The organism is Neobacillus sp. C211 (assembly GCF_051842875.1).
GTDB lineage: Bacteria > Bacillota > Bacilli > Bacillales > Cytobacillaceae > Neobacillus.
The window spans coordinates 17,657-44,341 of sequence record NZ_JBPXRO010000031.1; the positions used below are offsets into that span (position 1 = coordinate 17,657).

Genomic DNA, 26,685 nt, shown 5'->3' on the forward strand with positions numbered 1-26,685 from the left:
AGATCACACTTCCTCTATAAATTCGACTTTTTCTGGGCTGAAACTTACGCTGTACCCCTTAGGGAATTTGTCTGTAATGGATAACGTGTCCACTGTGACAAACTCCTTGCGCCCCCTAGAATCTCTGTATAATAGAGTTTCCTGTGAATCTATAATATCCATTAAAACCTCTAATTCCGTTTGATTCTTCACATCAAAATCCAGATCTAAATTAACCGTTTGATGGATTCCAAACTCAGCAACAGGATTTTTTCTGCCGTTAAATTGCAACATGCTTCTTGTATTGGATCTTTTTTCTGATCGGCTCGGATTATATTGCAACCTCACAAAACGAGTAGGATTGGAGGCAATACTAATCATGGTATTATCAATCGTAATAGACACATTGCTAGTTTCAGAATCTTGGAATGTGCCATTATCTCCCCATGCTCTTATCACATATTCATAACTCACCCCTGCAGCTGGCGTATAATCTCGGAAAACCCCATTATTGCTTACATTGGTTGCAATCCTTATAAAACTATCTTCTGCTGCATACACTCTCCGATAAATATCGTTATACGTAACCGTTGGCTCCCCAACTTCACCAGAAATAGGATTGGTGATCCTAACATCCACCGCTCCTTCATCTTGCCACTCAAACAATTCAACAATCGGAACCGCCGGAGTTGTGAAAGAAGTCGTAAAAGTACTCTCTGCCCAACTAGAAAACAATTCCCCTGTCGTAGCCACTTGAACCCGAAGCCGATAAGTTGAATTATTTACAAGATCATAAGGAATATCAATCGTTTGATTGGATGAAACCTGATCATCTTCCCATAAAATCATGTTATTAATATCAACCAACTGCACATGATATTCATCCTGCGCCGGCGCTGTCCAAGACATATTTACTCGAGAAGTCGGAATGACAGCTGACATTGACGGGCTTGTAATCGTTGGCGCGTCAGAAGGCTCAGTGGCACTAAATAAAGCCGTTGCTGACCAATCCCCAACTAGATTCCCCTGATCATATGTCCTTACTTGCCATTCAATCGTTCCTAACGGAAATGTATTTGCAGCCACTACCCTATTTTTAGAAGTCGTGACGATTTTTCCACTTTCATTCCATAGCGTAAGCCCTTGCTGCCTCCACCTAAATTCATAAGCCGTTTGCCCATCCGCGTCATTATGAACCCATGAAAACGTAATAGACTTTGTACGATCATGCAAAGATCCCCCAACAGGGCTTAAATCAGTCGGTGCCCCCGGAGGCTTATTATGAGCAATCGTAAAATTAGAAGAATAAGCCCATGCTCCTGCTGCTCCTTGTCCATCCCCAGCTCTTACGGAAACTTGGGCCCGATCTGTTTCAGGATAAGAACTAAAATCAACTACTCGATTCGGTCCTGCTCCACGAACAGTCCAGCCTAAATCATGCCATGTCGTTCCATCATAAATTTGCCAATTGTAATCCAATTGAGACGCAGTTTGCTCCGCGTCCGTTGCCGCCGTGGCTTTCAATTCAAACGTTTTATCCACCCTTGTTCCAGCCGTTGGCGCTGTAATCGTTGGCTTGCCCGGTGGTGTATTCCATGTTCCTGTGACTTCTATATAAAGATGAAATTGGTTATTCGTAACACCGTAAGCTTCCCCCTGGTCCGCTCCACGACCGCCATAAAGGACAGGACCCGTATAACCAGCATTCATAATATTTTTAAATCCGGTTGTTCCTTCTGTTTGCAGTACGGCGTCCGTTAAATCAATCCGCTGCCAACCTGTTCCCAAAATAGGATGAATATTTGCATACCGATAAAACGGCATACCATTTGAAGCTTTATTGCTTCCCTCTTTATGAAAACCAACATCAAACTCGGCTCCATTGGTAGAATAAAAATTCAAATAAACCCTTGCAGCCGTTTTGGAAGTATTGATCGCATTTAAAATTCCTGTTTTATCAATCCCTATATAAGAGTGATACCACGGAGATCCACCCGTGCGAATTGGGTTAGACCCTCCAACATAAGTAGCATTATCCGCTCGATATTGGCCCATCCATGTGGCCAGAAAGTTTTTAGAAGCCATTTAATCACCTACTCCTAACCGTTTGGACTATGCCATTCACCACATCAATAAGTGAAGCCACATCGGTTATTTCATCCGCATTTATCTGCCAATAATGAACATGCTGCTCCGTAACAAATCCCTGCTGACTACCGCTTGTTATCGCTTGTAATCCTTCAAACTGTGCAAACTGTTTCCCTAGCTCCATCACTTGCCCTCTCATATTCTGAGGCAAATGAGTAACCCAATCATTCATCCAATCTCCATCTTCAATAATGGCATTAAAATATTTTGCTAATGGATTATCTCCACCAAATTGAAATAATCCCCCAGGAATAGCCTCACTTGCTTTTCCAACTGCGTCAGCCACGGCTCCACCAAGCTCCTTTGCTTTAGCTGTAGCTTGTGAAATCGTGTCATTCATACCAATAATAAAACCTGTTCCTGTATCATAACCAACATCAACCATAACTCGAGATGGTGAACGGGAATCCAATCGTTTTCTAATGGCTTCTTCCACGCCACCCGCAATTTCACGTGCCTTTTTCTTTACTGATTCAATCATGCTGCCAATACCATTAATTAGGCCTCGGACTATATCCTTACCAATCTCAACTAGATCAATAGATTTCACTTTTTGAATGATATTATCTTTCATCTCTTGGAATTTGCCCGGTATCTTACCAACCCAAGTAACAATTCCATTCCACATATCTTTCACGCGCTGAATGGCATTATCTTTGGCCTCACGGAAGCCATTAACCACGCCATCTTTTGCATTTTTAACAAAATTAATGACCTTATCCTTTCCACTTTGGAAGAGATTAACGGCACCATTCCACAAATTCACGACTAATTGGATCACGGTATCCTTCAGTAACTGCCAGTAAGCCAGCGCCTGATTTTTAATCGCTGTCCAAATTGCAAGAAGTCCTAATTTCAGACCCTCAAAATTTCCTGTCACTAGAGAAATAAAAACCTGAATGATTCCCAGGACTAGCAATTTCAAATTCTCCCAGCTTTGGACAAAAAACGTAATAAAAGGCTGTAAAAATGCCATAATTCGCTCACCTAAACTCTGGAAGAATCCAACTGTTGCCTCCACAAAATCAGAGAATCCTTGTTTCAAAGATTCCCACCATGCCGGAAGGGTTGTGGTTGCCCACTCAATCACTGAGGCAAAGGCATTTTTAATTGCAGCCCAAACCTTATCGACTAGCTCACGGAACGCTTCATTTCGCTTATATAACGTGACAAACACCGCGATCAGACCAACAATCAAAGCCACTACCCACGCGATCGGATTGGCTAAAAATGCTGAATTAAGTAACATCATTCCATATCTTAATAGGAATGTAGCATTTCGCACCGCCCACAAAACAGTCTGAAATGCTGTCATGGCAATTTTGACACCATTAACAATGGCAGCCGTGGCCTTGAATGCTACAAATCCAGCTGCAATTCCCGCAATTAAAGGAACAAATCCTTCCCACTCTACGATTTTTGCCGCTATATCAGTGATAAATTCAAGAATAGGAGGCAAATATTCGGAGATCACTCCCCATAAAACAGCAATAGCTCCACCGACCATTTGGAAAACAGGCAGTAAACCAATAAAGATCCGTTTTAAATTCTCCCATGTTGGCTGTAAGCTAAGAACAAATTCCTTTAATGAATGAAAAGCCGCGAAAATCCTAGTAAAAGCAACCTCAATTTTCATAGCCGTATCTTCACCAAAAGCACCAACTAATTGCTCCCTTGCCTTTAGCCAATCACCCTGAAAAGCCGCTGTAAAAGCACCCATAATAGGAACAACAGAGGAAAGTCCTTCCTTTAATCCCTCAAATAGAGGCTGAGACATAGTGGTTAATAATTGGCCCATACTATCCTGAGCATTAGAAATCAACCCTTTGAAAGAAGTGGATTGAATAGCCATACCACCCTCAAAGCGTTCTTTCATCAGACCCATTAAAGCCTGATTAAATGCTGCCTGATCCGTAATTTGTCCTTTATTATTAACAAAGGCAGCCATTCTCATTTCTTGCCCATATGCGATAATTTGGTCCTTTGTCACTCCAAATTCCTTAAGCCGTTCGAGTTCCCCAGTTTGGGCGTCCGCAATTGCTTCTGTTGCTTGCATAATATCTTTGCCCATTACCGAAGCCATATCACCGACTAACGGTAGCCATTGCTGAGCATTAAGCCCATATGCACTCATAGCCGTTGTCGCTTCGACCAGCCCCGGAATTTCAAATGGAGTACTAGCAGCAAAATCTTTTACCCAATTCATCATATCCGCCGCTTTTTCTGACGAATTTAAAACAATACTCAACGTATTTTGATACTGCTCCATGCTTGCATTTGCGCCAATCGTAGAGTCATAAAGTCCACTAAATGTACTTTTCAACGTATCAAAGAGAGCCAAACCACCCATAACACCCGTGGCAATGGATCCAATTCTTCTGAGCGATCCCATAAAACCAGATATGGCACCCTCAGCCTGTCCACTATCCGCTGTAATATCTATATTGGCATTACCCACAGTAGCCATTGTTTCACCCCCTTACCTATTTAGTGAACTCCTGATCCTTTCCACCATTGGCCAGTAACAAATCGGCTCTCAATTTCAGCTTTTTTCCGTGAATGCTCCATAGCCGCCTCAATAGAAGGAGGCAAAATCTTATTAAACTCTTTCCCCTTATTAAAAACAGCGTCCAAAAGAAGCAAAGCACTCTGAAACCCTTCTAATACTTTGGCATTATGATCCTCAAACATCTCACTTTGAGCCTGTTTCAACTTACGAGAAACCCATGATGGCGTATGAGAGAGCACATATTCTTCCGTATAATTAAAATGAGCCGATACCATTTCAATTTGCTTAATAAATTGATCTAAGAGGTTTTCCCATCCCCCGCTTGCGCTGCTACTAGAACCGCTTGCTGCCTCATTTGTTGCAATTTCTGAGCTCTTTTCACCCTGTTTTCCTGAGCTTGCTTCCACCAATCGCCCAAACTCTCCGGAAGCTCCTTGTTGAACATCTTTTTGAGCAACGTTCGGATTGAAGAATATGTTTTTTTTAAATCCAATTTATCCACCAGCTCAATTAAGACTTCCAGCATTTCATTTAGATCCAATTTCAAAACATCTTCATCTTTCAGATCGAGCATAATACTGAAAATCCTGATCAATTGCTTTTCATCCAATGTTTCCAGGACAACCGCAAACTTCTCTATATCTTCAAGACTTTCATCCGCAATAATTTCTTGCAGTTGAGCATACAATTTCGAGCCATCAATCCCTAAAAACTTCACGATTTTTAAAATCTTCAACATTGAAAGCTTCGGAATCTCCAATTCTTGCCCATTCGATAACGTAACGGATCCAATTGCTTCTTCTAAATCTAACGCTTTAAGTTTTTGCTCCATAATATCCTCCAATATAAAAATAAAAGGAGAATAGATTGCTCCATTCTCCCCGTTTTTTCTTACACCATTTGCTCGATTTCATAATAGACATTTTCAGTTTTAGTTTGCGATCCATCAGGAAACGCCGCTAATGCTAAAGGAAGCACCCGCTTTTCAGCTCCAAATACTTGCTCCTTTTCATCCCCAGTAATCTTACACTTTCGGAATACGGCCATATATAAAGAACCATCCTTCTTTTGGCTAATCAATGCATACGTATTAAATGCAATATCATCCACAGTTCCATAACCGATCCTTCTAGTTCCTAGTGTCGTAACAGGAGAAACAGAAGTTGAAGCCGCGATTTCTGCAGTAACAGGCCTATCTAAAGTAATGGCACTTCCACTAATGGAAGCAATTCGATAAGTCTCCCCATTTACTTGAATATATCCTCCAGCCGTAAAGCCATCCGCAGCCGTTACATTTATGATCGTACCGCCAAGAGCCGTAATGCCAGTCGTAGTCGTGGCAGTACCTAAAACAGGGGCAGTCTCAATGATCATGCCCCCTGCTAAAGCTAATTGACGATTTTCTGGCGTATTTTCAGCCAAGTTTGTTGCTAGAGAATGCGTCCAGCCAGTAATTGACGTTTCAACAGGACCGCTCACTTGGTCAACGGTAAAATCTTCCGTTTCAAACCCACGGGAAATCGTGATACCTTCCGTGGTTGCCCCAAGATCACGCCACCCAGAAGCCAAAGCATACGGATCACTTGTACCCATTACATCAGAAATCGTTTCTGGATACGTTCCATCCCATGTTTTAACTACTAGGCGCCCCGGTCCTCCCACAATATTATTGGAATTAACGGAGTAAATATCAGCCATTATTCACATCCACCCTTTCAAATGTCCAAACATTATAGTTTAATAGCTGCTGAGCTTCTTCCACTGTCAGATCTTGACCTACATATAAAATCTGGCCAGATTGAATATCAACAGATCCAGATCCATCATACTTAGTAAAACGTAAAACCTGAGCCCCATTATTAACATCAGAGGGACCGCGAGCCACAATAGCCTGACCTTCCATCACCTGAGCCTGAGCTCCTTGCTGTTGGCTTTGGCTCACCCATTCACCATCTTGAAGAACTCGCCCTTGATCCTGTCCAGCCTGAACATTCTGTGCGCTTTGTTCTTCCAGATCAGCTTGTGACATAGTGCCGTTTTGACCGCCTTGCTGTTGACCTTGAACAGTAACCTCTTGATTTTGCTTGTAGAGATCCCATGTTTTATCTGCATTCTCTTTGCCTTGTACTGTTACACCATTAGGCAGTCGGTACATATCATTTCCAATATGCTGAGGCTCTTGATTAGTCGTCATTCCCTGAGCTTGCTGACCGCCCTGCTGTTGACCTTGTTGCTGAGACTGACGTAAATTTTGAATAGCCTGTTCAAGCTGCTTTAATTGCTCCATTTGCATACGGTGCTGTTCCTCTAATTGATTTAATTGAGTATTTAGATCACCGCCCTGCGTTTGACCTTGCGCTTGCCCCTGCGTTTGACCTTGGCCCTGAGGCTGACCTTGCGCTCCACCTTGCGCCTGTAATCGGCTTAATGCCTGCTGAGCTTGTTGCTGACCTTGAACTTTTGAACCATCAGGCAACTCATACCAACCGCCACCAACAGCTTTAATTTGGGAATTTTGATCTTGCCCTTGCTGCTGAATTTGAGGCTGGCTGTTTGGTTGAATCTGAACACCCTCCTGCGAACCCGGAGCTTGCTGAGAAAATTTCGGAGCACTATGAGCATTAACCTCAGACACCGGATCAACGTCACCGCTTTGAGACTGATTTTGACCTTGCACTTGCTGACCTTGAACCTGATTATTTGGATTTGTAGCCTGTCCAACCTGAACCTGAGCTGATCCTGCTTGCCCATTATCATTAGAATTGGTATTGCCAGTAGGAGAACCGCCCGAAGCTGTTGCGCCATCATTAGAAGTTTGCGTGCTTATTGCACTTGCTCCATCATTGGCACCGCCTCCTGAAATATTGCCAGTATTTCCTCCACCAGAAGCATTTCCATCAGATCCGCCAGATTGAGCACTTGCTCCAGATCCTTGATTTCCGCCATTAGACTGAGTACCAGCTCCATTAGATTGCGTACTAGCTCCAGATCCATTTCCGCCACCATTTCCACCAATGCTATTATTTAAAGTGCTTGCTCCCTGAATTCCCTGATTATCAGCAGAAGATTGGCTGTTTAACGTTTGACCGCCATTATTTCCACCATTGTTATTTCCAGAACTTTGAGCATTTCCACCGTTATTTTGACCTTGGAATTGACCTTGATTTTGATTATTGTCTGCCATTTTGATCTCTCCCTCATTTTATTTAGACTTCTAATGCTTCCACATTCATATAACACCAAGCCTCAGGCTTCCCTGAATCGGTATCCACACTTGGAATAGGATTGGATTCACGGCTTACCCATCTCACCCTGATTCCTGTCATGCTTTGGCCATACCGTTCAAGATAATTCATGCAATCTATTAAATTTTTCATTGCCGTTATATCGTCATTGGCTCGTGATAAGAGCTGTAAACGAAAAAAGCCATTCCCTCCAGCTGTACGAATTAACAAAGCTGGGAGCCTGACTGTTGAAGGAAACGTATTGCCGTAAATGGTTAACCTGTTTTTAAAAACAGGATTTAATAATCGAATAACCGGAGGGATTGGATCAACATAATTGATCATTTATTCTTCCTCCACTTCTTCCACATCTTCCACTTCCACATCCCCATTTTCTTCTTCCTCAACATCACCACAAGCCGAAAGAAGAATGGAAGCAGCAAGAAAGGGAAATCCAAACTTTAAAATCTTTTTCATCCTCTCACCTCCTTTAAATCAGCATTTGCCTTACTTATTTTTCTTCTTACGTCCATCCTTCTTCCCGCGACCGCCTTTAGCCTTACCCTTTTTTCGGATCATCAGAATCACTCCTTTATAATCCAAGTGTGTTTCTTACCTGAGTTTCAGCCACTTGAAGCATTCTTGGCTCAGCCACATCTAAAGCCCTTGCCATAATGGAATAACGCTTTTCAAGTGATTCAGCATAGGCAACATCCGCACCAATTTGAAGCACGGTTTCCCTTGCTCCCTCATTCAGCTCATACAACGGAGTAGAAGGGGAGCCCGTCGTGTAACCAATACTATTAATATATAAGCCTGTATCAATATGATCTTCGGCTCGCGTAATCCCTTTGGCTTCATCCGCCCAAACCATCCCAGCCGCTTCCACCACATTTTTTCTGGCTTGCTGCAACTTATGAGGCGCATTTCTTTGGAAAAAATTAATTGCTCTTTGGTCAATCGTGACCTTTATATTGATTCCTTTTCTGGCCATCCTGCTCAGCCTCCAATTCTTTAAATTTAGAATCGAGCAGCATTTTAATAATTTCATCGATCTCCGTTGCCGTTAAGCTCACGAGCTCACCCCCTGCTGAAAATACGACTTCCTTAGTTCTGCATAGTCAGTACTTAAAGTGAGAGTGCCGCTTGTAAACGCCTCGACGGATCTCATAGAAATTTTCAATCTATTATTAACATCTAGGAAATTATCAAAATCCCTTATCTTCAAAGAAACATAAGAATCTAACTGCCCATCATAAACAGCCTGATTCTTTAGATCCCATCTATTCGAGCTAACATTCCAAGCTCTCAAAGTGAAAGGCTCCCCAGGAGTGCCCTTTACTCGAAATTCAACACTTTCCAAAAAATAAGGATCAACGACAAACTCAAAATGAAACTCAATATGCCTGCCGATTCCCTCAGATATTGAATGAGATAACCGCATTCCATCATTAACAGCTTCCACTCCGTCATAATCAGGATCATCAACCTCTATAAACGCATTGATTGGAGCACGCACCCTTAAATTGCTGACAGCTTCAATATTGCCCTCTAAAGCAAACATCTGCCCCCCAACAATAAGCTCACTCACCAGATCAGAAATAGCCTCAATGCCACCACTGAGCCCTAATAATCTAGTAATATCACCATCTAAAGAGGAAACTGCTACGATCACACCGCTCAGACCTGAGCCTGTGCCAGTAAAATCACCCGCTAATGAGGAACCTGCTGAAATACTGCCACTCACTCGAATTAACTTTTTTATTGAGCCATCAATAGAGGAAATAGCATTTAAAGATCCTGTGATTCCGAATCCCTTCCGAATCTGTGAAACTACTTCCGAATGAGCCGAAATCTCCCCGCTTAAGCTCATAATTTGATTCAAATCGGAATCAATTAAACTTTGAGAGGCAATCCTACCTGTTAAAGCCACTTGCCCCTGTAAGTCCAAATGAGCCGTTATATTGGATTGGTTGTTTATAGATCCATTTAATTCACTTAAAGCAGATAAACGATTAGCCATAACCTCTGAAACAACTTGAATCAGCTCTGGCTCAATCTCCAAGCCCCTAGCCAATTCAGCTGTAACATCAGCAACCGCCTGAAGCTCACCCTCTATTTCCATATGGACCAGTAAATCAGGAGACAAAATATCAGCATTTGCTCCAATATTCGCTTCCAGATCCACCATTTTTAAAATCTGATCAGCCGAAATTTCTGAAACTACTGAAATATCAGCCTCAAAACTGCTTAATCTATTTAAAATGCTTCCAGCTGCACTTGATTCAACAGAAATAGACCCATTCAATTCATGATGAGCCTGCATAACTGCCAATTCAGCTGTAACATTGGAAAGAACATCAATTGCGCCGGTTAAAACATGGTGCGCCTGAATCACATTTAATTCAGCCGTAACACTACTATTAACGGCAATAACCCCTGTAAGCTCATGGTGAGCCTGAATCACATTTAACGCCCCTGAAACAGTTGAAGCCGCTCCAATCGTTCCAGTTAAAACATGATGGGCTTGTATAACAGTTAAATTAGAAGTAACTCCAGAAGTAGCCGTGACAGTTCCATTTAGAGCATGATTCACTCCAATTGGTCCTGTAACAGTTTCCTCAAAAGCCGCTTCCCAGCTCACCGCATTAACGGAAGTGATCGTTAAACCATTATAAACGTGACCTATAACCCTGATTAGCACACCATTTCCATCTTTATTCGTGAGCAAACTCGCGTCAAATGGAAATTTTGCAACCAAATTATTATAGCCATTATAAGAAACTGCCGAAGTATGCTTCAAAGAGCCATTATCATAAACCTCAATATGCAAACCAACCCAATTGGGATCCACAAACTTTACATTGATATTCTGTGTTCCTGTGAAAGTGCCGTTTATCTTCCCAAATGATAAATCTAACGTTGGATTGCCACCTGCTATTCCGGTAGCCACAATATTATTAGTATCCGCTGTATATGGATCATCTTGAATATACGTTACATCGTTTGGAGAAAAGTCTCGGATAAACGCTATGGCCTGAGGCCTCAATACTTGATTAACAAGCGCCATTTATCATCATTCCAATGTAATGGTTAAAGAACCTGCACCAAATGAAGCTGTATCGCCATTCGTGATCGTTTTTGGCGTTCCAATCGTACTAGAAGCCAGAATATTTCCTCCTGTCGCAGCCGTAGCAATAAAGAAATGAGTGACTGTACCCCAATCACCGGTTGCCGCAGGAAAAGCAATCGCCGTTCCATTGGCTTTAGTTCCATCACCACCCGTTGCTGGCCAGTTTGTCGTATTATTCGCAACCGCTGCCCTTGTATAACCATTAGCCGTTGGAGGCTCCGTGATTCCTGTACCCGCTTCTAATGGATCCGTAGTCGATAATCCAACATAAAGCGTACCAGGAATTGTTGCAGCCACACCCCCAAACCACTGATCCAGCACCGCATTTTCTAAATAAGTTGAAAAGCCAGGCATGTTTCTCCCTCCTTTATTAACCTCATTAACCTAGTTAACCCCTTGATATATAAGGGTTTTGGAAGTTAATCTTCATCTTCCGTTAATCCAAAATAAATCTTCCTAGTTTCATCACCATCATTCGTGTTTTTACCTTGAAAATTAACAATTTGCGTTTGAATGACCGGATCAGAAATAGGATTTGTATAATTCACATCACCTCTCAGGACACCGACCTCATAATGATGAAGCTTTTTTCGGCCATAAATCGGAATGATCGTTTGAATCGTAAACGTACCATCCGCCACCACATTTCCATCTTCATCAATGACGTTATAAATCCTCATGCCCATTTCAATCTTTTCATCAGGCGCAATATAAAGAACATAATCCAGTAAAACATCTGTTCCTTCTTCATCTGTGGAAGATCGCACCCTCATTTGATCCAAACGGCATTGAATTTGCCTTGTAGTCGGCTCCGTCATGATTGGCCTGTTATATTCATCAGTTCCATTTTCATAACCGGGAATAAGAAGAGTAGCCCGGTGAATCAATAATGTTTTAATTCTCACAAGCTACCCCCTCCAATCTCCCTTTGTCTTTTTACAAAATTGTGAGTAATGTAAGTGACAGTTGAAAAGTACGAAGTACATCATTTTAATAATCCTTCTTTAAAACCGAAAAAAAGCCGATCCCGAAATTCGGCCTAAATCGGTATTTCATCAGAATAGAATCCAATTCCTCAACGCCCGTTAAACCATTTTCAGGCTTAGCACCCTTATTCACAGTAAAAGAGCCAAGACGAATCACTTCATCATGGCCCATCAGTTCTTCTTTCAGCTCAGGATTATCCCAAAGCCACAAATATTCCACCAAGAGCCATGTGGCAACCCCCATATCATCTTGAATGAAAAGATCTGTCGTTTGCGTATAATCCCGATTTGTTGCCCTTAAAATCCAAGAATCCGCCCGCTGAATATAACCCTCCAGCTGCGTATCGGTTAGCCCTTTCACTTCCTCAAAAGAAGTCCTGTCTCGGATTTCCTGTGGAGTGATAAACATCTTTTAAGCCTTTTTAATAAAACCAGATCGAATCCTTGCCAGAAGCTCAGGGCTTGGATCTTCTGGAAGTTCTTTTTCCTGATCACCTGCAAGCGTAAAACCTGACGCTGCGTCTGAAAATTGTGTTTCAGGATCCTTTAATTTATATTTACCTGTCGGCTGTTCACCTGCAGTCACTTGCTCCTGCACTTGAATTGCGTCCATTTCAGCCTCAGTCAGTTTAACTCCTTGCGCTTCCACTGTTTGCTCAGTCGCTTCATTTTGAGCCGCTGCATTAGCATTTTTCTTTTGAGCCATTTTTCAAAACCTCCTTTTTAATTATCGAGCCGTATCAAGTGTTAAAATCAAACGAGCGTTCTTTTCAAACGGTACAAATTCACTGATCTCCGTACCATATGAGCCCTCGACCTGTGTCTTAGCTGAGCGCTCAGATTCAACCCCAAACGGCTTCCCTTCATAACGTACCAGGGCAAAATCAGTATCCACCAAAATAATTCGATTATCTGGCACACGGTTAGAAATGAATGGGCGAGAATTTACCACATCCGCAAACTGACCCGCTTCCAGTTCATCACGGTAAAGATACGCGTCGCCATCACGTAAAGTTGTAATGGTATAAGCTGTTTCAAGATTCATCACCGCAATTTTTGGCGTAAATCCATATTCATATTCCATAAAAGCAGAACCATAAAACAGATCCGCAAGCGTAACCGTTCCAGCCGTATCCACCCCAAGAGTTGGAGCCGCGTCAAAGCCATCAGGGAAATAACCATTAAGCAAACGCTCAACCGCTACATCTTCATATTGACGACCTAAACGGACACCCATCTTTTGCAAGAATAAAGCAACCAGATCAATATTTGCCCGGCGAGCTTCATCTGTCCACTCAATACCACGGCCTCGCTTATGCATACGAATAGACTGATCGCCTAATTTCAGCGTACCGGTTGGAATCGGAGCAGCTTGTCCAACATCAAGAAGCTCAGCGTCCACTGAATCTTCATCTAGGTAATACCATTGAGCCGAAAACTGATCAGCGTCAATCGTTCGAGCCGTTAAAGCCTGCCAGTTTGAGCCCCTTTCAAAGCCCATTCGCAATCCATCTTCCACGATCGCATTAAATAAAGGACGAGTACCATCATTTTCAAGTAACGCACGGACCTGCATTTTGCTTACATCTTCAATTCCAAGAGCTCGGAGAACATCCTTTTTTGTCACCCCATGCTCAGCCAAATAACGCTTATAAGCCCAAGATGAAGCCTTTTGGGCATAAGATAAACCGTATTTTCTTTCAATCTCAACGGCTAAAGAGCCATCTGTTGCAATATTTACTTCTTTACCGAATTTATTTTTAATCTTCAATTCTGTTCAACTCCTTTTCTAGTATTTTTTAAGGCATTGCTACATCAACAAGACCAGCCGCTGTATCCACATAAAGGACACGAGTACCATTTGCCGTTCCCGCTGCAGCCACCCCAACATCACCTGTCGTTCCGTCTACCGCAACCACCACAGAAGCACCTAAAGCTGGCGCCGCTCCGATAATAGGGAAGCGCTCAACCCTTTGAAAACCAAATGCATGCACTCCAAGTGGCTGTAATGGATCATCCACTGGGTGCTTTGCCCTTAATTGAATTGGATCACCCGCAACCGCTGGCACCGCACTATAACCCGCCGTAGTAGACCACGTTAAAAGATCCCCGCTATTTACTGGATTTGCAGCAGAAGCAGTAGGAACATAAACTGTTAAAGAAAGCCCGTAAGAATCAGGCATTGTCGTATTAACTCTTGGCATTATTCAGCACCTTCCTTCGAGAAAATATTGTCACTATCTGGATCTAACCTTTGAGCATTTTCTTCTGAATCATCACGATCATCATCTTTTGGCTCTAAATCTTCTGGCTCAGTCTGACGACCACCGACAAAACGCTGCTTCGCCAAACGCTCATAAGAATCAATTTCATCTTTGATATGATCAATATCGCCGCTCATAGAAAGCATGGAACGGTAGGAATCCGCATTAAAAGAATCGCCCTGCGCTTTTACCCTTGCCGCAACAGCCATATCAATCACATCCGCCACATAACGGCGACCTGTTTGTGCTTCCTTCTTTAATTGGCGAATCGCCTGAACACTGGAATAATCCTTTCCAAGCTCATTTCGGATCGCAATATCCTCAGGCTGACGGAATGGATCCCCTTCCTCTGCCAACATGTCATAAATAACAGCCTTTTCAATCTTGTTCTCACGGATAGCCGTGCGAATATCATCCAGCAATGAATTTCTTGCTTGATTTCCCATCTGTTCATCCTCCTTTTGCTCATTTTTGTTTGGTAAATAAAAAGAACGCTTGCCATCGTCTAAACGAATGTTATAAGCGTTCTCCAGCATTACTATTCTTTTAGAATCAAGATCACCTTGATTATGAAATTCTCTGGCTTTGTTCACAAACGCCCCCGGAGTAGCCCCTTTATACACTAAGCTGACCTCACGAAGCGTTGCGTCCATCACCCAGACAAACACACGGATTCCATTTTCATCTTCCAGACCAGGAAAGTGAGGACACTCATAATCCCACATATCACGGTTACAAGATGAACATCTATACCATAGATCACCGCCAAAGCCTATGGATAAATCTTTTTTTATCCCCGCTTGGATGGCTCGAATTGTATCATTGGTATTTTCGCCATTAATATTCAAATCACGGACCATATACCAATAAGAATCCACTTCTTCATTTTCAAAAGTACCATCATAACTTCTTCCTAAAGGGGATTGAGTTATATCATGGTTAGGAAGGAGTGGCACCCCATTCCTCAAATCATTCGCATAATTGGTTAAACTCGTTTCATGCATTTTTGTCATGTATGAATCCAGCCGATTATTTGAACAGATCCCTGAAAATAAATAAAGTTGGTCCAATGATCGAAATGGATCCAACGTAAAACGATTTATTTTTTGTAGAATTAATTCAGTATCACGATCAAGAATCTCCCGCTGCTGATTAATTCTGACTGGAATATGCAAGAGCTCGCTAATTTTCTTCACCCCCTTTCAAGTTAAAATCTATTGATTTCCTGCTGCAAGTGCTGCTGAAATTCTTGGATTTTGCTTTGATCCCAGCCATATCTCTTTTCCAAAACATTGATGGCACTGGCCATAAAAATTTGAGTGACAATTTTCCTGTCATTATTCAATATTTTTTTAATCGTTTTCCGATTAGGACCTGACAGCTCCATTCGATTAATCGGCTTATCCATCATTTCCCTCAGTTCCCCTTATTCAATTATTCAAGTTCCTCCCCCTCCAGAATCCGCTTATACCAGCAACGGCATTGAATCACATTCGAGGCAGAAGCACCTAATGACGTATCAGAAGGGAACATTAATGGCTCAACCTGACCTTTGCCATTAGCCACATAAAACGGTTCATCAAACGCCACCACTTGACCATCCGCTTCTCTGTGTCCTTTTCTTGTTCTCTCCTGCTTTGCTGCCATCCACTTCTTCCCAATCACCATACCCGACTGCCGATCACCGTGATATTGCCCAGCCCTTCCAGCTGACAAAATTTCGGTCCTTGCAATTCTCTCAGCCCTTCCCGGACTAAAAGCAAAGGATTCTCGTAAAGCCTTAGAAGCTTTATTGATCGTAAAATTGCCCTCATAGACAACATCCCATAACGTCATTAAGACACTTTCATCCGAAGCACCCTGAATAAGCTGTGCTGACCTTCTCGACCTTTCCGACAGCCATCTTAAAAGCCTTGTATCGCGCTCATTAAACACAATATCAGTAGTAAGCTCCAAAAGTGCTTGAGTTCCAGCCAAGATTGCCGCGTTTTCAATCCAATCCCTGCCTTCCTCCACCCACATTTCCAGCTGCTCAGGTGAATCCGTCAAAATATTAGAATTGACCCAAACCTGAAAAGCATATGGAGGCTCAGGCGTTTCCTCCCTCTGCAAATTTCGGAGCGTTCTTGCCTCCACTAATACAGAAGTCGGAAGATCAGGCGCTTCTTTCAATCTATCAATATAAGTATTTCGTTGATTTCTAAGGAATCGAGTAAAGGATCTAGTCGCTTTTTTCTCAACTTCCAGCAAATCCTCCATCCAATCATGATCCGTATCGACTATTTCACCATCGTTAGCCCGCGAATCTTTTTTTTTAAAGCCCGCTGCCTTTCGTCAATCGGTTCATCTTGGTTTTCTTCCTCATTTTCAGCCGTAGAAGTAGAATTTTGCTGATTTATCTGTCCTGTCTGTCCAGTAGTCGGAGCTTTTGGCTCAGCTACCGCCTCATGGCCCACCATTTCCAAAGCCGCTTCATCATTATCAATCCAGCCCTGATTGATTTGTAGAATTTTCGTTTCTGTTTCCGTCTTTTCAGCCTGTGCGTCCTTCAAACGATCAGAAGTCCTCAGTGTATCAAAGGTAAGAACTGCCCTTCCTTGAAAGCCGCCAACCTGCAACGCCACATTATAAGCCCTCTCCAGAATCCGTTTGATACCCCTCTGAATGCTTTCAATTCCATTGACATATATTTGCCATTGGATTGTGCCGTGTGTCTCTGTGCTCCCCTCATTGCGCCCTAACAAGATAGGAAGCTGTTTAAGAGCCGTGACCACTTGTTGATTAATAATATCTATTACTCTTGTAGCGTCTAAACTTTGACCAATCGCACCGCCAGCCATATCGATTTCAACCGAATCCGTATGGAAAAAATCATCATCCGGTTCTAACTGATTCATCTGATTTCTAACGTCAGCCACATAACTCATAACAAAATTCTTCACTGCGTCAGGACCTTGGTGCTTTATTTCATCAGGCATATTTTCCACAATCGCTTCTTCCAGCACCTTTATATCAAAGCGCTGATGGCCCTGATGATGGATCACCTTTTTTAAATCCTTCAAAACTTCCACTTGGAAAAAGACAATCTGTAAAACTGGCAAAATCGGACTTCTTCCGTGTGGATCTCCCACATCAGGATCAAACGGAAAATAAAAAACAGTCTCAGGATTCAAAACTTTATATTCACCATTCGATTGTTTTTGTACTAGCTCTGGCTCACCATTAGTAGGATTGCGCCTAAAATCTAAAGTGGAAGGATCCACCGCGTGAAACTCATTAACGGCTGAAATATCCTCACTAAGCTCAACCTCTAAAGCAATTGCGCCCTGAGTGTAGCCAGTTAACAGAAGAACATTTATTAACTGATCAGTACCGCCTCCATAAAGCCTTCCTACATTGGGAGCCAGCTGATTCAAATAATCGGTTGCCCTTTTATCAATCGCCCCATTAGGCTTTTCCACTTCGAGCTCATGCCCATTGTTCGCCAGCCTTAAAATGTTCCAAACTGCCATTGAAGCGTCAGGATTTATATCACGAATTATTCGCAAATTATCCATCAGCTGCTTTGATTTCAGCTCAGATCTTTTGATAATATTTCCGTCATACCAATTAAATTGCTGTTCCCATCTGCCAATGGTTTCCCTTGCCCTTGTTCTCGGCAACATAGCATTTTGCATAGAAGCCCTGACCACTTTCGCCACATCGTAATCTATACGCTTTTTAATCCAGCGATCCCAAAAAGCCAATTTTTCACCCCCTTTTGAGGCATTCAGAACATTATTTGTCCTTATCTTTGAGAATGTTTTTGATTTCCTTGATACCTTCTTGAATGACCTCTTTTACATCCTCAAACGTAAAGCCATCGTATTTATGAGAACGATCATAATCCTTTAAATCATCATTCATAAAAGAATGAAGCGTTACGGGAACATGATCCTCAACAATAATAAAATCCTTATCTTTTAAGCCGTACACCTTGCCGTTAGCATGGGAAATGACCCCTCTATCACGATCAATTTGTGGATCATAAACATCATTAAAAATATTAATAATAATATTTTCATTATCATAAACAATAACTTTCACCATGCTCACTCCTTTTAAGCAAAGTTTTCTTTCACATATAAGATCAGTTTCTGTAAGCTTGCAGCATGTTGCAGCTTAACCAAGCCATTTCCCTCACTGCTTTTCCTGAATCCAAGAGGAATCGTTTCCTTAATCAGCTGAGCATAAGCCTCCGCCTCATTAATAGATCGAGCAAATTCTTTTTCAGCTCTTTGGATTACTAATGCCATACATCCAGCAATATGAGGGGTTGCCATGCTTGTTCCGCTGATCGTGGCATAATTGCTCCCAGGCCATGTTGAAAGAATATCCACCCCAGGACCCACACAATCAATTTCTGTATTATTGTTGCTGAAATAAGCCAGCTTCCCATCAAAATCCACCGCGCCGATTTCCGTCACTTCGTTATAAGCTCCCGGATACGCGTACTCAAAACTATCCTCTGAACTATCTCCTTCATTCCCCGCTGCACAAATCACGGATATTCCTGCTTCCACCGCGTCCACAATGGCTTTATGAAGAAGATCTGTGCCCTCTGAACCTCCAAGGCTCATATTAATGACCCTGACACGCTCACCATTGGCACCGCGCCATCCAATCGCAAAATAAATCCCTTGAATAATGCTGTCATAACTTCCTGAGCCTTTACTATCCAGCACTTTACAAATCAATAATTGCGCTTGGGGAGCAACCCCTAATACTCCCCCGCCTGTTCCATCCGCTGCTATCGTTCCAGCCACATGAGTTCCATGGCCGTTATTATCGTTAAAATTGTTAGGATCTCGATTATAATCAAGAGTAAAATTTCGACCGCCAACAATTCTATTTTTCAAATCGGGATGATCCTTTTGGCAACCTGTATCGAGAATGGCAACCACGATCCCTTTCCCCTGATAATCTTCCAGCCACATTTTCGGAGCTCCTACCATTTCAACCCCTTGTGGAATCTTAGAAGTTTTCTCCATAACGGCATTTACCGTAAAGGGAATTAATCGAACATCATCATTTTTCTTGCTCATAAATAAACTCCTTTTGTAAACAAATATTTATAATTAAATCTCAATTTGTGAACTTTTAACCAAAAAAATATTACATAAAGAAATCAATTACCCAAACTAACAGCAGAACTCCTATCAGCGTACCTATAAAGCCGCCTAAATTAAGAACTCCGAGCAAAATACATATGGCCAAGATAACTCCAATAACTCCACCGATAGCCCAACCAACGAACAAAACACCTTTAACCACAAAATAGATTAATACTGCTGCTAAAATGACCGTTAATATCGTCCAAACCCAACCCATTCCGTTGTTATGATCACCCATTACAATCATCCTCCTAGCTTCTTGTTTTAATCCCTGCCAATGTAGGCAAAGTGAATCGTTTTCTGTCCTTCATTTCATTCAATATGGCTACACTAGCTGAAACTGTGTCTGTTTGGTCCTTATATTGACCTTCTGGAAATGCCACAATTTCATCAAGAAAATCACTAATCCATGTACCTCTCACTAAAAACACATTGCCCGCCTCAGCCGCTGCTGAAAGTGGCCGTGCCCTTTCCTCTTTTGGTCCAGTCGGCCGATCACCATAAAAAGCAAAGCCAGCTAGAACTTTTCTTTGATAATGATCAATCGTATTAACACCGCTTGAACCCGGTTCTTGCTCCATATATATTAAAGTGCCTACACCATCAATCTCTGCCGTTTGCCTGATCAGTTTTTCCACTGCCAATGGGGATTTCTGAACCCTTTTCATATCCATCACCCAATATTGGCCATCCTTCACTCCGACCAAAGCGCCCGCTGTATAAGCACTAGTTTTTGTTGCCTTTGATTTATCTGTTGAAGCCAAATCCCAATAACGGATCTTTTTCACATCCGCCGGGGCTTCATCCACGATCTTGAACCATTCCCTCTTAAACATTTCACCATCAGGCATAGCGTTCCAATCACCATAACGCAACTGCTGACGCTCTACATGAGACAACTGCATTAAAGATTCTTCATAATCTTCTGTATCCAAATAAGGATTATCTTCCAAAGTGGCTGGCACAAAAATTCTGCCCTTTTCCTCACCCTCAACTAAAAAACGCTGCTTCACCCATTCATGGCCTTTTCCCCCAGGATTGGAAGCTGAACGGCAACGAATCGGCACCTTAGATCCTTGCAATCTTCTTAAACGAGAAAATAAATAACGATAAGAAATTTCATCAAATTGCGTTAATTCGTCAAATCCTACAAACTGATATTCAGATCCCTGATACCTGAATCTATCGTTTGGGTGCTCCAAATAGGCAAAAGTCACCGTTGCCCCTGATGGAAACGTCCATGTTTTATCCTTCTCTTTCCATTTGGCGTCTGTATCATTGAGCCAAGCATGAGCCCTGTCCATTAACGCTCCCGGTAAAGATAAATCCGCATAGGTTTTCCTGAACAAAATCGCTGCATAACCAGGAACATGAACATATTGCAAAGCCGCCATTAAAAGCGCGTCAGACTTACCTAACCACCGCCAGCAGCACCTCCGAATAAACTCTCTCGGACTTCTTCCAGCATTAAAAAGTCAAACTGCTTTTCAGTCGGCTCATGGGGAATATAAGGATTGTCAATTATCGTCTCCATCACATGTTCCAACATCCTCTGATACTCGGTTTTGAAATCTACTGCTAATGATCCGCTCGATTGCAGCTCCATATTTTTCTTCGGTTCGTATGACTTTTTGCTCGATACTGACTTTGTGCTCATGACGGTCCACCACCTCCCCAGAGTGCTGAACATCCGCAGACACTTTGTCTTTTCTTCCCCAGCGCTCAGGATACTTCCTCTCTAACATCCAAGCGAGGGCTTGCCACTTTTGATCAGCTTCTGCTATCTTTTGGAGATCCGTAATCAATCGAATTTCAGCTTCTGCCTCCGCCTTTTTAATAGCGTTGCGAAATTCTCTTTTTAAACCGCTTTTTGCGTTCTCTCCCTCAGCCAGCCACCGATACCAAGTGGATTTATTGATACCTAAAAACTCGCAAACTGTCTCAACATAATTCCCGCCTTTTAAAAGTTTTTCCGCGTCTTTTATTAAGGCAGGAGTTAATTTTGATTTTCTCCCTGCCATCCAGTATCACCTCAAATCTTAAAATCATCTTTTGGAGCGACATGCTGACATTTCGGACAGACCACCATTGGCTCACTTTCATCATCTTCATTTGAATCAGTAGAATCATCCTCTGTTTCCTCAGCCAATGGATCAAAAGAACCTACTAAGCCATCAATATCATCCAAACTAAAGCCTGTTAAAGTCGCGTCGTAACCATCTTCCTGTATATCCTTGATCACTTCACTCAGCTTTTCCATATCGAACTCACCCGATATTTTATTGAGTGATATATTAAGAAGCATTTCTGCCTTTTCATCATCCAGATCCACATACACCACATCTATTTCATCAAAGCCCAATTCCTTTAGAACTTTGAGCCGTTGGTGTCCGCCGATCACTAAATTATTTCGCTTATTGATAATCACAGGAGAAACATAGCCAAATTCCTCAATGCTTCGCCTTAATGCCTCATATTCAGAATCCCCGGGCCTTAAATCTTTTCTTGGATTTCGGGTATCCGGAATTAAATCATCTATTTTCAGCCTTGCTGTTTCCATGTGCTGCTAACTCCTTCCCAAAACATTGACGAACCACTTCACCAGCCACACCTTTCATCATTAAAGGAGGCACGCTCATTCCGCATACATATTGCACTTTTTGATCCATAAAATCATAATCCTGTGGAAATGACTGCAAACTGATAATGGCATGATCAGATAAATAATAAGCTTCTTTATAATGCATTAAATTGTTATCCGCTGCCGTTACCGTTGGAGCCACCCGCTCTTTATGCAGCTTAGAATAATTGAAATACGATCCTTTTGGATGAACCGTGCTTAAAGACTTCCCAGCCAAACATTTAAAATAATACTGCCGTAAGTTTTGGCTGATTGGCTTCCCTATGGAACTTGAAATATTGGCTTCCACTTCTCCAAATGTCACAGGCTTTTCCCTGAAATCCATTTTTACTTTTGGCATATTCAGATCCATCCGCCTTGAAACGAAAAAAACCCGCTCCCTTGCCTGTGGTACTCCCATTAGAGCGCCATTAAGCAAAAATAGCTGAGTTTCATATCCCGCTTGCTTATATCGTTTAACAATCTCACGGACATAGCCCTTGGCATTACCCGCAATCATGCCTTTCACATTTTCCGCAATAACCACTTTCGGCTTAAGCTTTTCCACTACATCTATAAAATCAAAAAACAGATCATCCAGCGTTTGCAACGCCTGACCCTCTTTGAACTTTTTCTTTTTGCCCCATCCTTTTTCACGCGATCCCGCCATGGAGAACGAAGAACACGGAGGCGAGCCATCCAAAATATCCAGATCAAATAATTCTTCTGGCAATTCATCATTAGGAATATCCTTGAATTTACGAATATCCATTTTAAAATTGTATTTCGGATCATGATTTTTCTTATAGAGTTTATTCATTTTATCGTCAATTTCCACATTGCCCAGCACCGTGCAGCCAGCCAATTTATAGCCCATGGTCGACCCGCCGCCACATGAGAAGCAGCTAAACACTTTTAAGCCATTTTTCGGCACATCCTTTAAATCGGACAGATACCATTTCCAATTCATCTTTTCACCTACTTAGAATTGAAGTGGAAATCACACTCTGGACACCTACAATCGAATTTATCATCTTCAAAATCATCCAGATCCACTTCATCATTATCAAATTCCTGATAAGAACGTGTCATCATGCCCTCAATTTCATCCAGACTAAAACCTGAAAGCTCAATATCCACGTTGCCCACATCAATTTCAAGGAGAACATCTTTCAACAATTCCAGATTAAATTCTCCCGCTATCTTATTAAGAGCCACATTTAATGCTTTTTCTTTTGTGAGATCCATATCCAGCACTACCACATCAACTTCTTCAAATCCTAAATCAGCCAGGGCTTTATATCGTTGGTGCCCTCCGACTATGTTCTGTGTCCGTTTATTCCATATCATCGGATCCACATAGCCAAAAACCTCTATATTTCGTTTGAGCTTCTCAAAATCAGAACCTGAAATCTTTCTAGGGTTATAATCCGCCGGCTTCAAGTCGGCCATCTTCATTTTTACGATTTGCATTTGTTACCTCCTACCAAAACAATGCTCCCCAAAACCAAACAAAGCCCCCTACGACACCAGTCGAAAAAGCAACCAATAAAAACAGCACAAACAGGACCTTATCGTCCTTCATAAGGAACACCCAGTCCTTCCTAATATTAATATTTATATTTTTATTAACATTATGGTTTAATCAATGTAAGGATCATAAATGCTGACAATCTTCCACCCGCAAAGGCATTTCCATAAAACTCTTGCTTCACTTTGAGTTCTGATTTCTGCCCCAGTCCTACGATTTCTTAAACAATACCACTTCTTTTTTTCATCCGTTTTATTTACCATGTTCCTGTAAATCCTCTGTTTCTTCTTTATTTTGCTCTTGAAGAATTTCCACTTGCTGCACTAACCAATCAATATCTTCAAACTTTAATGTGCCATTTTTGATAGAAAGCTTGATTTGTTCTAATCTGTTCATTGGTCCGTCACTCCCTAGTAGCCCATATAAACGCACGCAAATCCTTTGTAATGGGAACCTGTTTTTTGCACTCCCAACATTGAAGATCTATAAAATGGGCAATCTTATATTCTATTTCTTTTGGCAGTTTAGTAGGAGCTTGGCAATGATTACACAAAACTATAACCCTTTGGTTTTCCGTTTGCTTATCCATCCAAAGCCCTCCTTTACCTAAAAAAGACATAAAAAAAGAGTGCCCCAGGTGTGGGAGGAGCACCCTTTTTCTTATGATAGCTGATTCGTATGGGGGAATAGCTATATTACCATTGTACCCTTATATCAAAGACGAAAACTGTAATGATACTGCTAAAAAACTGAACAAAAACTGAAATCCTTATAAAGGCTCTCTACTTCAACTAACGTGGGGAGTTTGTTGAATAAAGAGGTAATAAAAAAAGCTCCTGAAAAGGAGCCTTAACCTGCACAACAAGATAATTTTGATACATCTTTATCAAACGTAAGGGCAGCTAATTTCAATCCTTCTGCCATTGTTAAATATGGAGCCATTGTTCCTCGAAGATCTTCAACGGTTAAACCGAATTTGACAGCTAATGTAGCAGCATAAATCACGTCTCCTGCGTTTTCTGCCACTACATGTGCCCCTAACACTTTCAATGTTTTCGCGTCTGCCACTAATTTGAAAACACCTGTCGTTTCCCGGTTGACCAGCGCTCTTGGAACAGCCTCCAAAGGCAAGACTGATGTTTTCACTTCATATCCATTTTCTTTTGCCTGTTGCTCTGTTAAACCAACCGTTGCAATCGATGGTGAAGTAAACGTAACACCCGGTACTACATCTAAATTCACCTTTTGATTTAGTCCGCCAATTGCATTACGAGCAGCAAGTCCCCCTTCATAAGCAGCTACATAAACAAATTGTGGACCGAGAGTGACATCTCCAGCTGAATAAATTCGGGAATTGGTCGTTTTAAGATAATCATCAATAATAATTTCACCACGGGAACCAACTTCAACGCCTGCTGCATGTAAATTCAATGATTCTGTGTTTGGTTTTCTTCCAGTTGCAACTAGAAGTTGTTCTGCTTCAATTATTCGTTTTTTACCATTTATCTCTACGTGAACCTTTTTTATATCTCCATCTTGCTCTACTTGTACATAAGTTGCACCTGTTACTAAATTAATTCCCTGTTCTGTTAAGGCCTTAGTTATGGATTCTGAAATTTCAGGATCATATTCTTTTAATAAACGCTCGCTTCTTTGTATCAAAGTAACTTCTGCGCCTAGATTATGGAATAATTGTCCTAATTCTAAGCCGATATAGCCTGAACCAATCACGGTAAGACGATTTGGAACCTTCTTTAATTCCAATAAACTTGTGCTTGTTAAATAATCTACCTCATCTAATCCGGGAATATTAGGTGCAGTTGAAGAAGCACCTGTAGCTATTAAAAATCTTTTGGCTGTGATTTGATTGCCATTTACTTCAACTGTATTTTCATTTACGAATTTTGCTTCGCCTTTTATTAATTCAAAACCATAATCATCAATTAAATTTACATATTTTTCATTTCGCATCTCGGTTACTAATTCATTTTTTTGTTTTACTAATGGCGCTAAATCAACATTTGAAGCTGAAGTGTGTAATCCTACAAATGGATTATTTTTTGCTAGATGATTGATTTCCCCTGCTCTTAATAAGGTCTTAGAAGGAACGCATCCGACATTAACGCAAGTTCCACCCACCGTTCCACGCTCAATCATAGCCACTTTTGCGTTTAAAGCAACGGCTTCAATGGCAGATGAAAAGGCTGCTCCGCCTGAACCGATGATGATGTAATCATAATCATAGATACCTTCATCATTAAAACTAACATCTGATTTATTTTGCGATTGTTCTTTTATTTCTTCTGCTTCTCCTGGATGATATTTTGCATGAACAATGGCTTGTTTCGCTGATTCAATCCCTACACTATTCGGAAGCTCAAATACAGCTTCTCCACGTCGAAAATCGACTTCAATCCCTTTTGCACCTACATTTTCAAGAGCAACCGCAACATGTTCTTCACAACCCGTGCAGGTCATTCCTTGAATATTTAGCCGATATTTTTTAAGTGAATTCGTCTTTTGCTCCGGTTGAACTTCTTCTGCTTCTCCTGGTTGATAATTTACATCAGCAATGGCTTTTTTCGCTATTTCCACTTCTACATCATTTGGTAACTCAAATACCGCTTCCCCGCGACGGAAATCCACTTCAATCCCTTTAGCACCTGCATTTTCAAGAGCAACTGATACGTGTTGTTCACATCCCGTACAAGTCATTCCTTGAACGTTTAATCTATATTTTTTCATGTAAAACCCTCCTTTTACTCGACTGGAAGCCCGAAATTAGACACTGCCGTCTTAATTGAGTTTAAATCCGTCTTCTTATCATCATAGGAAACCGTCACTTCTGCCTCGCTGCCACTGACTTTAATGGCTGATTTGCCAACGCCCTTTACTCGTTTCAGGACTTCTGTTACAACTGACGGTGGACAACAATCCATCCCTAAAACCGTGAATGTACCCGTTTTCTCAGTTTCAGTAGTAGGTTTACCATTCTTATTGGAATCCATATCAGCTGTTTTCACTTCACTCTTGGACTCTTTAGTATTCTGAACTGTTTTTTCGTTACTACACGCACTAACCACTAGCAAAAGGGATAATATTGTCATAATCTTGATTATCTGTACTCTCATATAAAGC

33 protein-coding genes are annotated in these 26,685 nt (G+C 41.6%); all 33 read right to left on the minus strand.

All coding sequences use genetic code 11. From position 1 onward, the window contains the following. Positions 1–3: 3 nt before the first annotated feature. Positions 4–2,064 carry a hypothetical protein gene (locus ACSU6B_RS23165; protein ID WP_410888616.1) on the minus strand — a complete coding sequence of 687 codons (2,061 nt, stop codon included), beginning with the start codon at positions 2,062–2,064 and terminating at the stop codon, positions 4–6. 4 nt (positions 2,065–2,068) lie between these two features. Then, a complete protein-coding gene (locus tag ACSU6B_RS23170) occupies positions 2,069–4,594 on the minus strand; it encodes a phage tail protein (RefSeq protein ID WP_410888617.1) in 2,526 nt (841 codons plus the stop codon). Positions 4,595–4,614: 20 nt separating this feature from the next. Continuing rightward, positions 4,615–5,046, minus strand: coding sequence for a hypothetical protein (locus tag ACSU6B_RS23175; RefSeq protein ID WP_410888618.1), 432 nt, complete (start codon positions 5,044–5,046; stop codon positions 4,615–4,617). Then, positions 4,935–5,468 (minus strand): hypothetical protein, encoded by a 534-nt coding sequence (locus tag ACSU6B_RS23180; protein WP_410888619.1) that lies wholly within the window; start codon positions 5,466–5,468, stop codon positions 4,935–4,937. The genes ACSU6B_RS23175 and ACSU6B_RS23180 overlap by 112 nt, the downstream gene beginning before the upstream one ends. 59 nt (positions 5,469–5,527) lie before the next feature. Continuing rightward, entirely contained in the window at positions 5,528–6,334 is an 807-nt protein-coding gene (locus ACSU6B_RS23185; RefSeq protein WP_410888620.1) for a hypothetical protein, read from the minus strand. Continuing rightward, the gene (locus tag ACSU6B_RS23190; protein ID WP_410888621.1) at positions 6,327–7,820 is read right to left on the minus strand and encodes a hypothetical protein; all 1,494 of its coding nucleotides are present in this window, start codon (positions 7,818–7,820) and stop codon (positions 6,327–6,329) included. Before ACSU6B_RS23190 ends, ACSU6B_RS23185 begins: the two co-directional genes overlap by 8 nt. 22 nt (positions 7,821–7,842) lie before the next feature. Then, the gene (locus ACSU6B_RS23195) at positions 7,843–8,205 is read right to left on the minus strand and encodes a hypothetical protein (RefSeq protein WP_410888622.1); all 363 of its coding nucleotides are present in this window, start codon (positions 8,203–8,205) and stop codon (positions 7,843–7,845) included. Then, complete coding sequence (locus tag ACSU6B_RS23200) at positions 8,206–8,337, minus strand: hypothetical protein (protein ID WP_410888623.1); 132 nt, start codon at positions 8,335–8,337, stop codon at positions 8,206–8,208. A 115-nt stretch (positions 8,338–8,452) separates the two neighbouring features. Beyond that, positions 8,453–8,854: a hypothetical protein gene (locus ACSU6B_RS23205; RefSeq protein ID WP_410888624.1), complete on the minus strand. Its 402-nt coding sequence runs from the start codon at positions 8,852–8,854 to the stop codon at positions 8,453–8,455. Between the two features lie 78 nt (positions 8,855–8,932). Continuing rightward, complete coding sequence (locus ACSU6B_RS23210; protein ID WP_410888625.1) at positions 8,933–10,930, minus strand: hypothetical protein; 1,998 nt, start codon at positions 10,928–10,930, stop codon at positions 8,933–8,935. A gap of 6 nt (positions 10,931–10,936) precedes the next feature. Continuing rightward, the gene (locus ACSU6B_RS23215) at positions 10,937–11,347 is read right to left on the minus strand and encodes a phage tail fiber protein (RefSeq protein WP_410888626.1); all 411 of its coding nucleotides are present in this window, start codon (positions 11,345–11,347) and stop codon (positions 10,937–10,939) included. A gap of 65 nt (positions 11,348–11,412) precedes the next feature. After that, a complete protein-coding gene (locus ACSU6B_RS23220; RefSeq protein ID WP_410888627.1) occupies positions 11,413–11,898 on the minus strand; it encodes a putative minor capsid protein in 486 nt (161 codons plus the stop codon). 85 nt (positions 11,899–11,983) lie between these two features. After that, positions 11,984–12,388, minus strand: a complete 405-nt coding sequence (locus ACSU6B_RS23225; RefSeq protein WP_410888628.1) for a hypothetical protein — start codon at positions 12,386–12,388, stop codon at positions 11,984–11,986. 3 nt (positions 12,389–12,391) lie between these two features. Further along, positions 12,392–12,685, minus strand: a complete 294-nt coding sequence (locus ACSU6B_RS23230) for a hypothetical protein (protein ID WP_410888629.1) — start codon at positions 12,683–12,685, stop codon at positions 12,392–12,394. A gap of 21 nt (positions 12,686–12,706) precedes the next feature. Continuing rightward, positions 12,707–13,621: a phage major capsid protein gene (locus tag ACSU6B_RS23235; RefSeq protein ID WP_439277741.1), complete on the minus strand. Its 915-nt coding sequence runs from the start codon at positions 13,619–13,621 to the stop codon at positions 12,707–12,709. Positions 13,622–13,778: 157 nt separating this feature from the next. Further along, positions 13,779–14,183, minus strand: a complete 405-nt coding sequence (locus tag ACSU6B_RS23240; RefSeq protein ID WP_410888631.1) for a hypothetical protein — start codon at positions 14,181–14,183, stop codon at positions 13,779–13,781. Then, positions 14,183–15,439, minus strand: coding sequence for a hypothetical protein (locus ACSU6B_RS23245; RefSeq protein WP_410888632.1), 1,257 nt, complete (start codon positions 15,437–15,439; stop codon positions 14,183–14,185). The genes ACSU6B_RS23240 and ACSU6B_RS23245 overlap by 1 nt, the downstream gene beginning before the upstream one ends. A gap of 11 nt (positions 15,440–15,450) precedes the next feature. Next, on the minus strand, positions 15,451–15,654 hold the full coding sequence (locus ACSU6B_RS23250) for a hypothetical protein (RefSeq protein ID WP_410888633.1): 204 nt from the start codon (positions 15,652–15,654) through the stop codon (positions 15,451–15,453). A 23-nt stretch (positions 15,655–15,677) separates the two neighbouring features. Next, the gene (locus ACSU6B_RS23255) at positions 15,678–16,502 is read right to left on the minus strand and encodes a phage minor head protein (protein WP_410888634.1); all 825 of its coding nucleotides are present in this window, start codon (positions 16,500–16,502) and stop codon (positions 15,678–15,680) included. 20 nt (positions 16,503–16,522) lie between these two features. Then, a complete protein-coding gene (locus ACSU6B_RS23260) occupies positions 16,523–17,989 on the minus strand; it encodes a hypothetical protein (protein WP_410888635.1) in 1,467 nt (488 codons plus the stop codon). A 31-nt stretch (positions 17,990–18,020) separates the two neighbouring features. Next, entirely contained in the window at positions 18,021–18,332 is a 312-nt protein-coding gene (locus tag ACSU6B_RS23265) for a hypothetical protein (protein ID WP_410888636.1), read from the minus strand. A gap of 11 nt (positions 18,333–18,343) precedes the next feature. Then, complete coding sequence (locus ACSU6B_RS23270) at positions 18,344–19,327, minus strand: S8 family peptidase (RefSeq protein WP_410888637.1); 984 nt, start codon at positions 19,325–19,327, stop codon at positions 18,344–18,346. Positions 19,328–19,397: 70 nt separating this feature from the next. Further along, on the minus strand, positions 19,398–19,634 hold the full coding sequence (locus tag ACSU6B_RS23275; protein ID WP_410888638.1) for a hypothetical protein: 237 nt from the start codon (positions 19,632–19,634) through the stop codon (positions 19,398–19,400). 13 nt (positions 19,635–19,647) lie between these two features. Further along, positions 19,648–20,790 (minus strand): phage terminase large subunit, encoded by a 1,143-nt coding sequence (gene terL / locus ACSU6B_RS23280; protein WP_410888639.1) that lies wholly within the window; start codon positions 20,788–20,790, stop codon positions 19,648–19,650. Positions 20,791–20,810: 20 nt separating this feature from the next. Then, positions 20,811–20,933, minus strand: a complete 123-nt coding sequence (locus ACSU6B_RS23285) for a hypothetical protein (RefSeq protein WP_410888640.1) — start codon at positions 20,931–20,933, stop codon at positions 20,811–20,813. Continuing rightward, positions 20,914–21,417 carry a hypothetical protein gene (locus ACSU6B_RS23290; RefSeq protein ID WP_410888641.1) on the minus strand — a complete coding sequence of 168 codons (504 nt, stop codon included), beginning with the start codon at positions 21,415–21,417 and terminating at the stop codon, positions 20,914–20,916. The genes ACSU6B_RS23285 and ACSU6B_RS23290 overlap by 20 nt, the downstream gene beginning before the upstream one ends. Positions 21,418–21,428: 11 nt before the next feature. Further along, positions 21,429–21,956 carry a ParB N-terminal domain-containing protein gene (locus tag ACSU6B_RS23295; protein WP_410888642.1) on the minus strand — a complete coding sequence of 176 codons (528 nt, stop codon included), beginning with the start codon at positions 21,954–21,956 and terminating at the stop codon, positions 21,429–21,431. Further along, positions 21,928–22,986 (minus strand): DNA cytosine methyltransferase, encoded by a 1,059-nt coding sequence (locus ACSU6B_RS23300; RefSeq protein WP_410888643.1) that lies wholly within the window; start codon positions 22,984–22,986, stop codon positions 21,928–21,930. Before ACSU6B_RS23300 ends, ACSU6B_RS23295 begins: the two co-directional genes overlap by 29 nt. A gap of 8 nt (positions 22,987–22,994) precedes the next feature. Further along, on the minus strand, positions 22,995–23,489 hold the full coding sequence (locus tag ACSU6B_RS23305; RefSeq protein ID WP_410888644.1) for a ParB N-terminal domain-containing protein: 495 nt from the start codon (positions 23,487–23,489) through the stop codon (positions 22,995–22,997). Positions 23,490–23,799: 310 nt separating this feature from the next. Next, complete coding sequence (locus ACSU6B_RS23310; RefSeq protein WP_410888645.1) at positions 23,800–23,943, minus strand: hypothetical protein; 144 nt, start codon at positions 23,941–23,943, stop codon at positions 23,800–23,802. A 7-nt stretch (positions 23,944–23,950) separates the two neighbouring features. Further along, on the minus strand, positions 23,951–24,136 hold the full coding sequence (locus ACSU6B_RS23315) for a hypothetical protein (protein ID WP_410888646.1): 186 nt from the start codon (positions 24,134–24,136) through the stop codon (positions 23,951–23,953). 260 nt (positions 24,137–24,396) lie between these two features. Further along, the gene (merA, locus tag ACSU6B_RS23320; protein ID WP_410888647.1) at positions 24,397–26,292 is read right to left on the minus strand and encodes a mercury(II) reductase; all 1,896 of its coding nucleotides are present in this window, start codon (positions 26,290–26,292) and stop codon (positions 24,397–24,399) included. A gap of 14 nt (positions 26,293–26,306) precedes the next feature. Beyond that, complete coding sequence (merP, locus tag ACSU6B_RS23325) at positions 26,307–26,678, minus strand: mercury resistance system substrate-binding protein MerP (RefSeq protein ID WP_410888648.1); 372 nt, start codon at positions 26,676–26,678, stop codon at positions 26,307–26,309. Between the last annotated feature and the right edge of the window lie 7 nt (positions 26,679–26,685).

Excerpts from the sequence above, each read along its gene's own strand:
- ACSU6B_RS23225 (WP_410888628.1), bottom strand. The coding sequence starts at position 12,388 with ATGTTTATCACTCCACAGGAAATCCGAGACAGGACTTCTTTTGAGGAA.
- ACSU6B_RS23255 (WP_410888634.1), bottom strand. The coding sequence starts at position 16,502 with ATGGAGGATTTGCTGGAAGTTGAGAAAAAAGCGACTAGATCCTTTACT.
- ACSU6B_RS23270 (WP_410888637.1), bottom strand. The coding sequence starts at position 19,327 with ATGAGCAAGAAAAATGATGATGTTCGATTAATTCCCTTTACGGTAAAT.
- ACSU6B_RS23200 (WP_410888623.1), bottom strand. The coding sequence starts at position 8,337 with ATGAAAAAGATTTTAAAGTTTGGATTTCCCTTTCTTGCTGCTTCCATT.
- ACSU6B_RS23185 (WP_410888620.1), bottom strand. The coding sequence starts at position 6,334 with ATGGCTGATATTTACTCCGTTAATTCCAATAATATTGTGGGAGGACCG.
- ACSU6B_RS23205 (WP_410888624.1), bottom strand. The coding sequence starts at position 8,854 with ATGGCCAGAAAAGGAATCAATATAAAGGTCACGATTGACCAAAGAGCA.
- ACSU6B_RS23190 (WP_410888621.1), bottom strand. The coding sequence starts at position 7,820 with ATGGCAGACAATAATCAAAATCAAGGTCAATTCCAAGGTCAAAATAAC.
- ACSU6B_RS23180 (WP_410888619.1), bottom strand. The coding sequence starts at position 5,468 with ATGGAGCAAAAACTTAAAGCGTTAGATTTAGAAGAAGCAATTGGATCC.
- ACSU6B_RS23290 (WP_410888641.1), bottom strand. The coding sequence starts at position 21,417 with ATGGCAGGGAGAAAATCAAAATTAACTCCTGCCTTAATAAAAGACGCG.
- ACSU6B_RS23195 (WP_410888622.1), bottom strand. The coding sequence starts at position 8,205 with ATGATCAATTATGTTGATCCAATCCCTCCGGTTATTCGATTATTAAAT.
- ACSU6B_RS23295 (WP_410888642.1), bottom strand. The coding sequence starts at position 21,956 with ATGGAAACAGCAAGGCTGAAAATAGATGATTTAATTCCGGATACCCGA.
- ACSU6B_RS23250 (WP_410888633.1), bottom strand. The coding sequence starts at position 15,654 with ATGATGGATAAGCCGATTAATCGAATGGAGCTGTCAGGTCCTAATCGG.
- ACSU6B_RS23215 (WP_410888626.1), bottom strand. The coding sequence starts at position 11,347 with ATGCCTGGCTTTTCAACTTATTTAGAAAATGCGGTGCTGGATCAGTGG.
- ACSU6B_RS23265 (WP_410888636.1), bottom strand. The coding sequence starts at position 18,332 with ATGGTGAAAGTTATTGTTTATGATAATGAAAATATTATTATTAATATT.
- ACSU6B_RS23275 (WP_410888638.1), bottom strand. The coding sequence starts at position 19,634 with ATGGGTGATCATAACAACGGAATGGGTTGGGTTTGGACGATATTAACG.
- merA (WP_410888647.1), bottom strand. The coding sequence starts at position 26,292 with ATGAAAAAATATAGATTAAACGTTCAAGGAATGACTTGTACGGGATGT.
- terL (WP_410888639.1), bottom strand. The coding sequence starts at position 20,790 with ATGGCGGCTTTGCAATATGTTCATGTTCCTGGTTATGCAGCGATTTTG.
- ACSU6B_RS23310 (WP_410888645.1), bottom strand. The coding sequence starts at position 23,943 with ATGAACAGATTAGAACAAATCAAGCTTTCTATCAAAAATGGCACATTA.
- ACSU6B_RS23165 (WP_410888616.1), bottom strand. The coding sequence starts at position 2,064 with ATGGCTTCTAAAAACTTTCTGGCCACATGGATGGGCCAATATCGAGCG.
- merP (WP_410888648.1), bottom strand. The coding sequence starts at position 26,678 with ATGAGAGTACAGATAATCAAGATTATGACAATATTATCCCTTTTGCTA.
- ACSU6B_RS23300 (WP_410888643.1), bottom strand. The coding sequence starts at position 22,986 with ATGAATTGGAAATGGTATCTGTCCGATTTAAAGGATGTGCCGAAAAAT.
- ACSU6B_RS23170 (WP_410888617.1), bottom strand. The coding sequence starts at position 4,594 with ATGGCTACTGTGGGTAATGCCAATATAGATATTACAGCGGATAGTGGA.
- ACSU6B_RS23305 (WP_410888644.1), bottom strand. The coding sequence starts at position 23,489 with ATGCAAATCGTAAAAATGAAGATGGCCGACTTGAAGCCGGCGGATTAT.
- ACSU6B_RS23240 (WP_410888631.1), bottom strand. The coding sequence starts at position 14,183 with ATGCCAAGAGTTAATACGACAATGCCTGATTCTTACGGGCTTTCTTTA.
- ACSU6B_RS23315 (WP_410888646.1), bottom strand. The coding sequence starts at position 24,136 with ATGGATAAGCAAACGGAAAACCAAAGGGTTATAGTTTTGTGTAATCAT.
- ACSU6B_RS23230 (WP_410888629.1), bottom strand. The coding sequence starts at position 12,685 with ATGGCTCAAAAGAAAAATGCTAATGCAGCGGCTCAAAATGAAGCGACT.
- ACSU6B_RS23210 (WP_410888625.1), bottom strand. The coding sequence starts at position 10,930 with ATGGCGCTTGTTAATCAAGTATTGAGGCCTCAGGCCATAGCGTTTATC.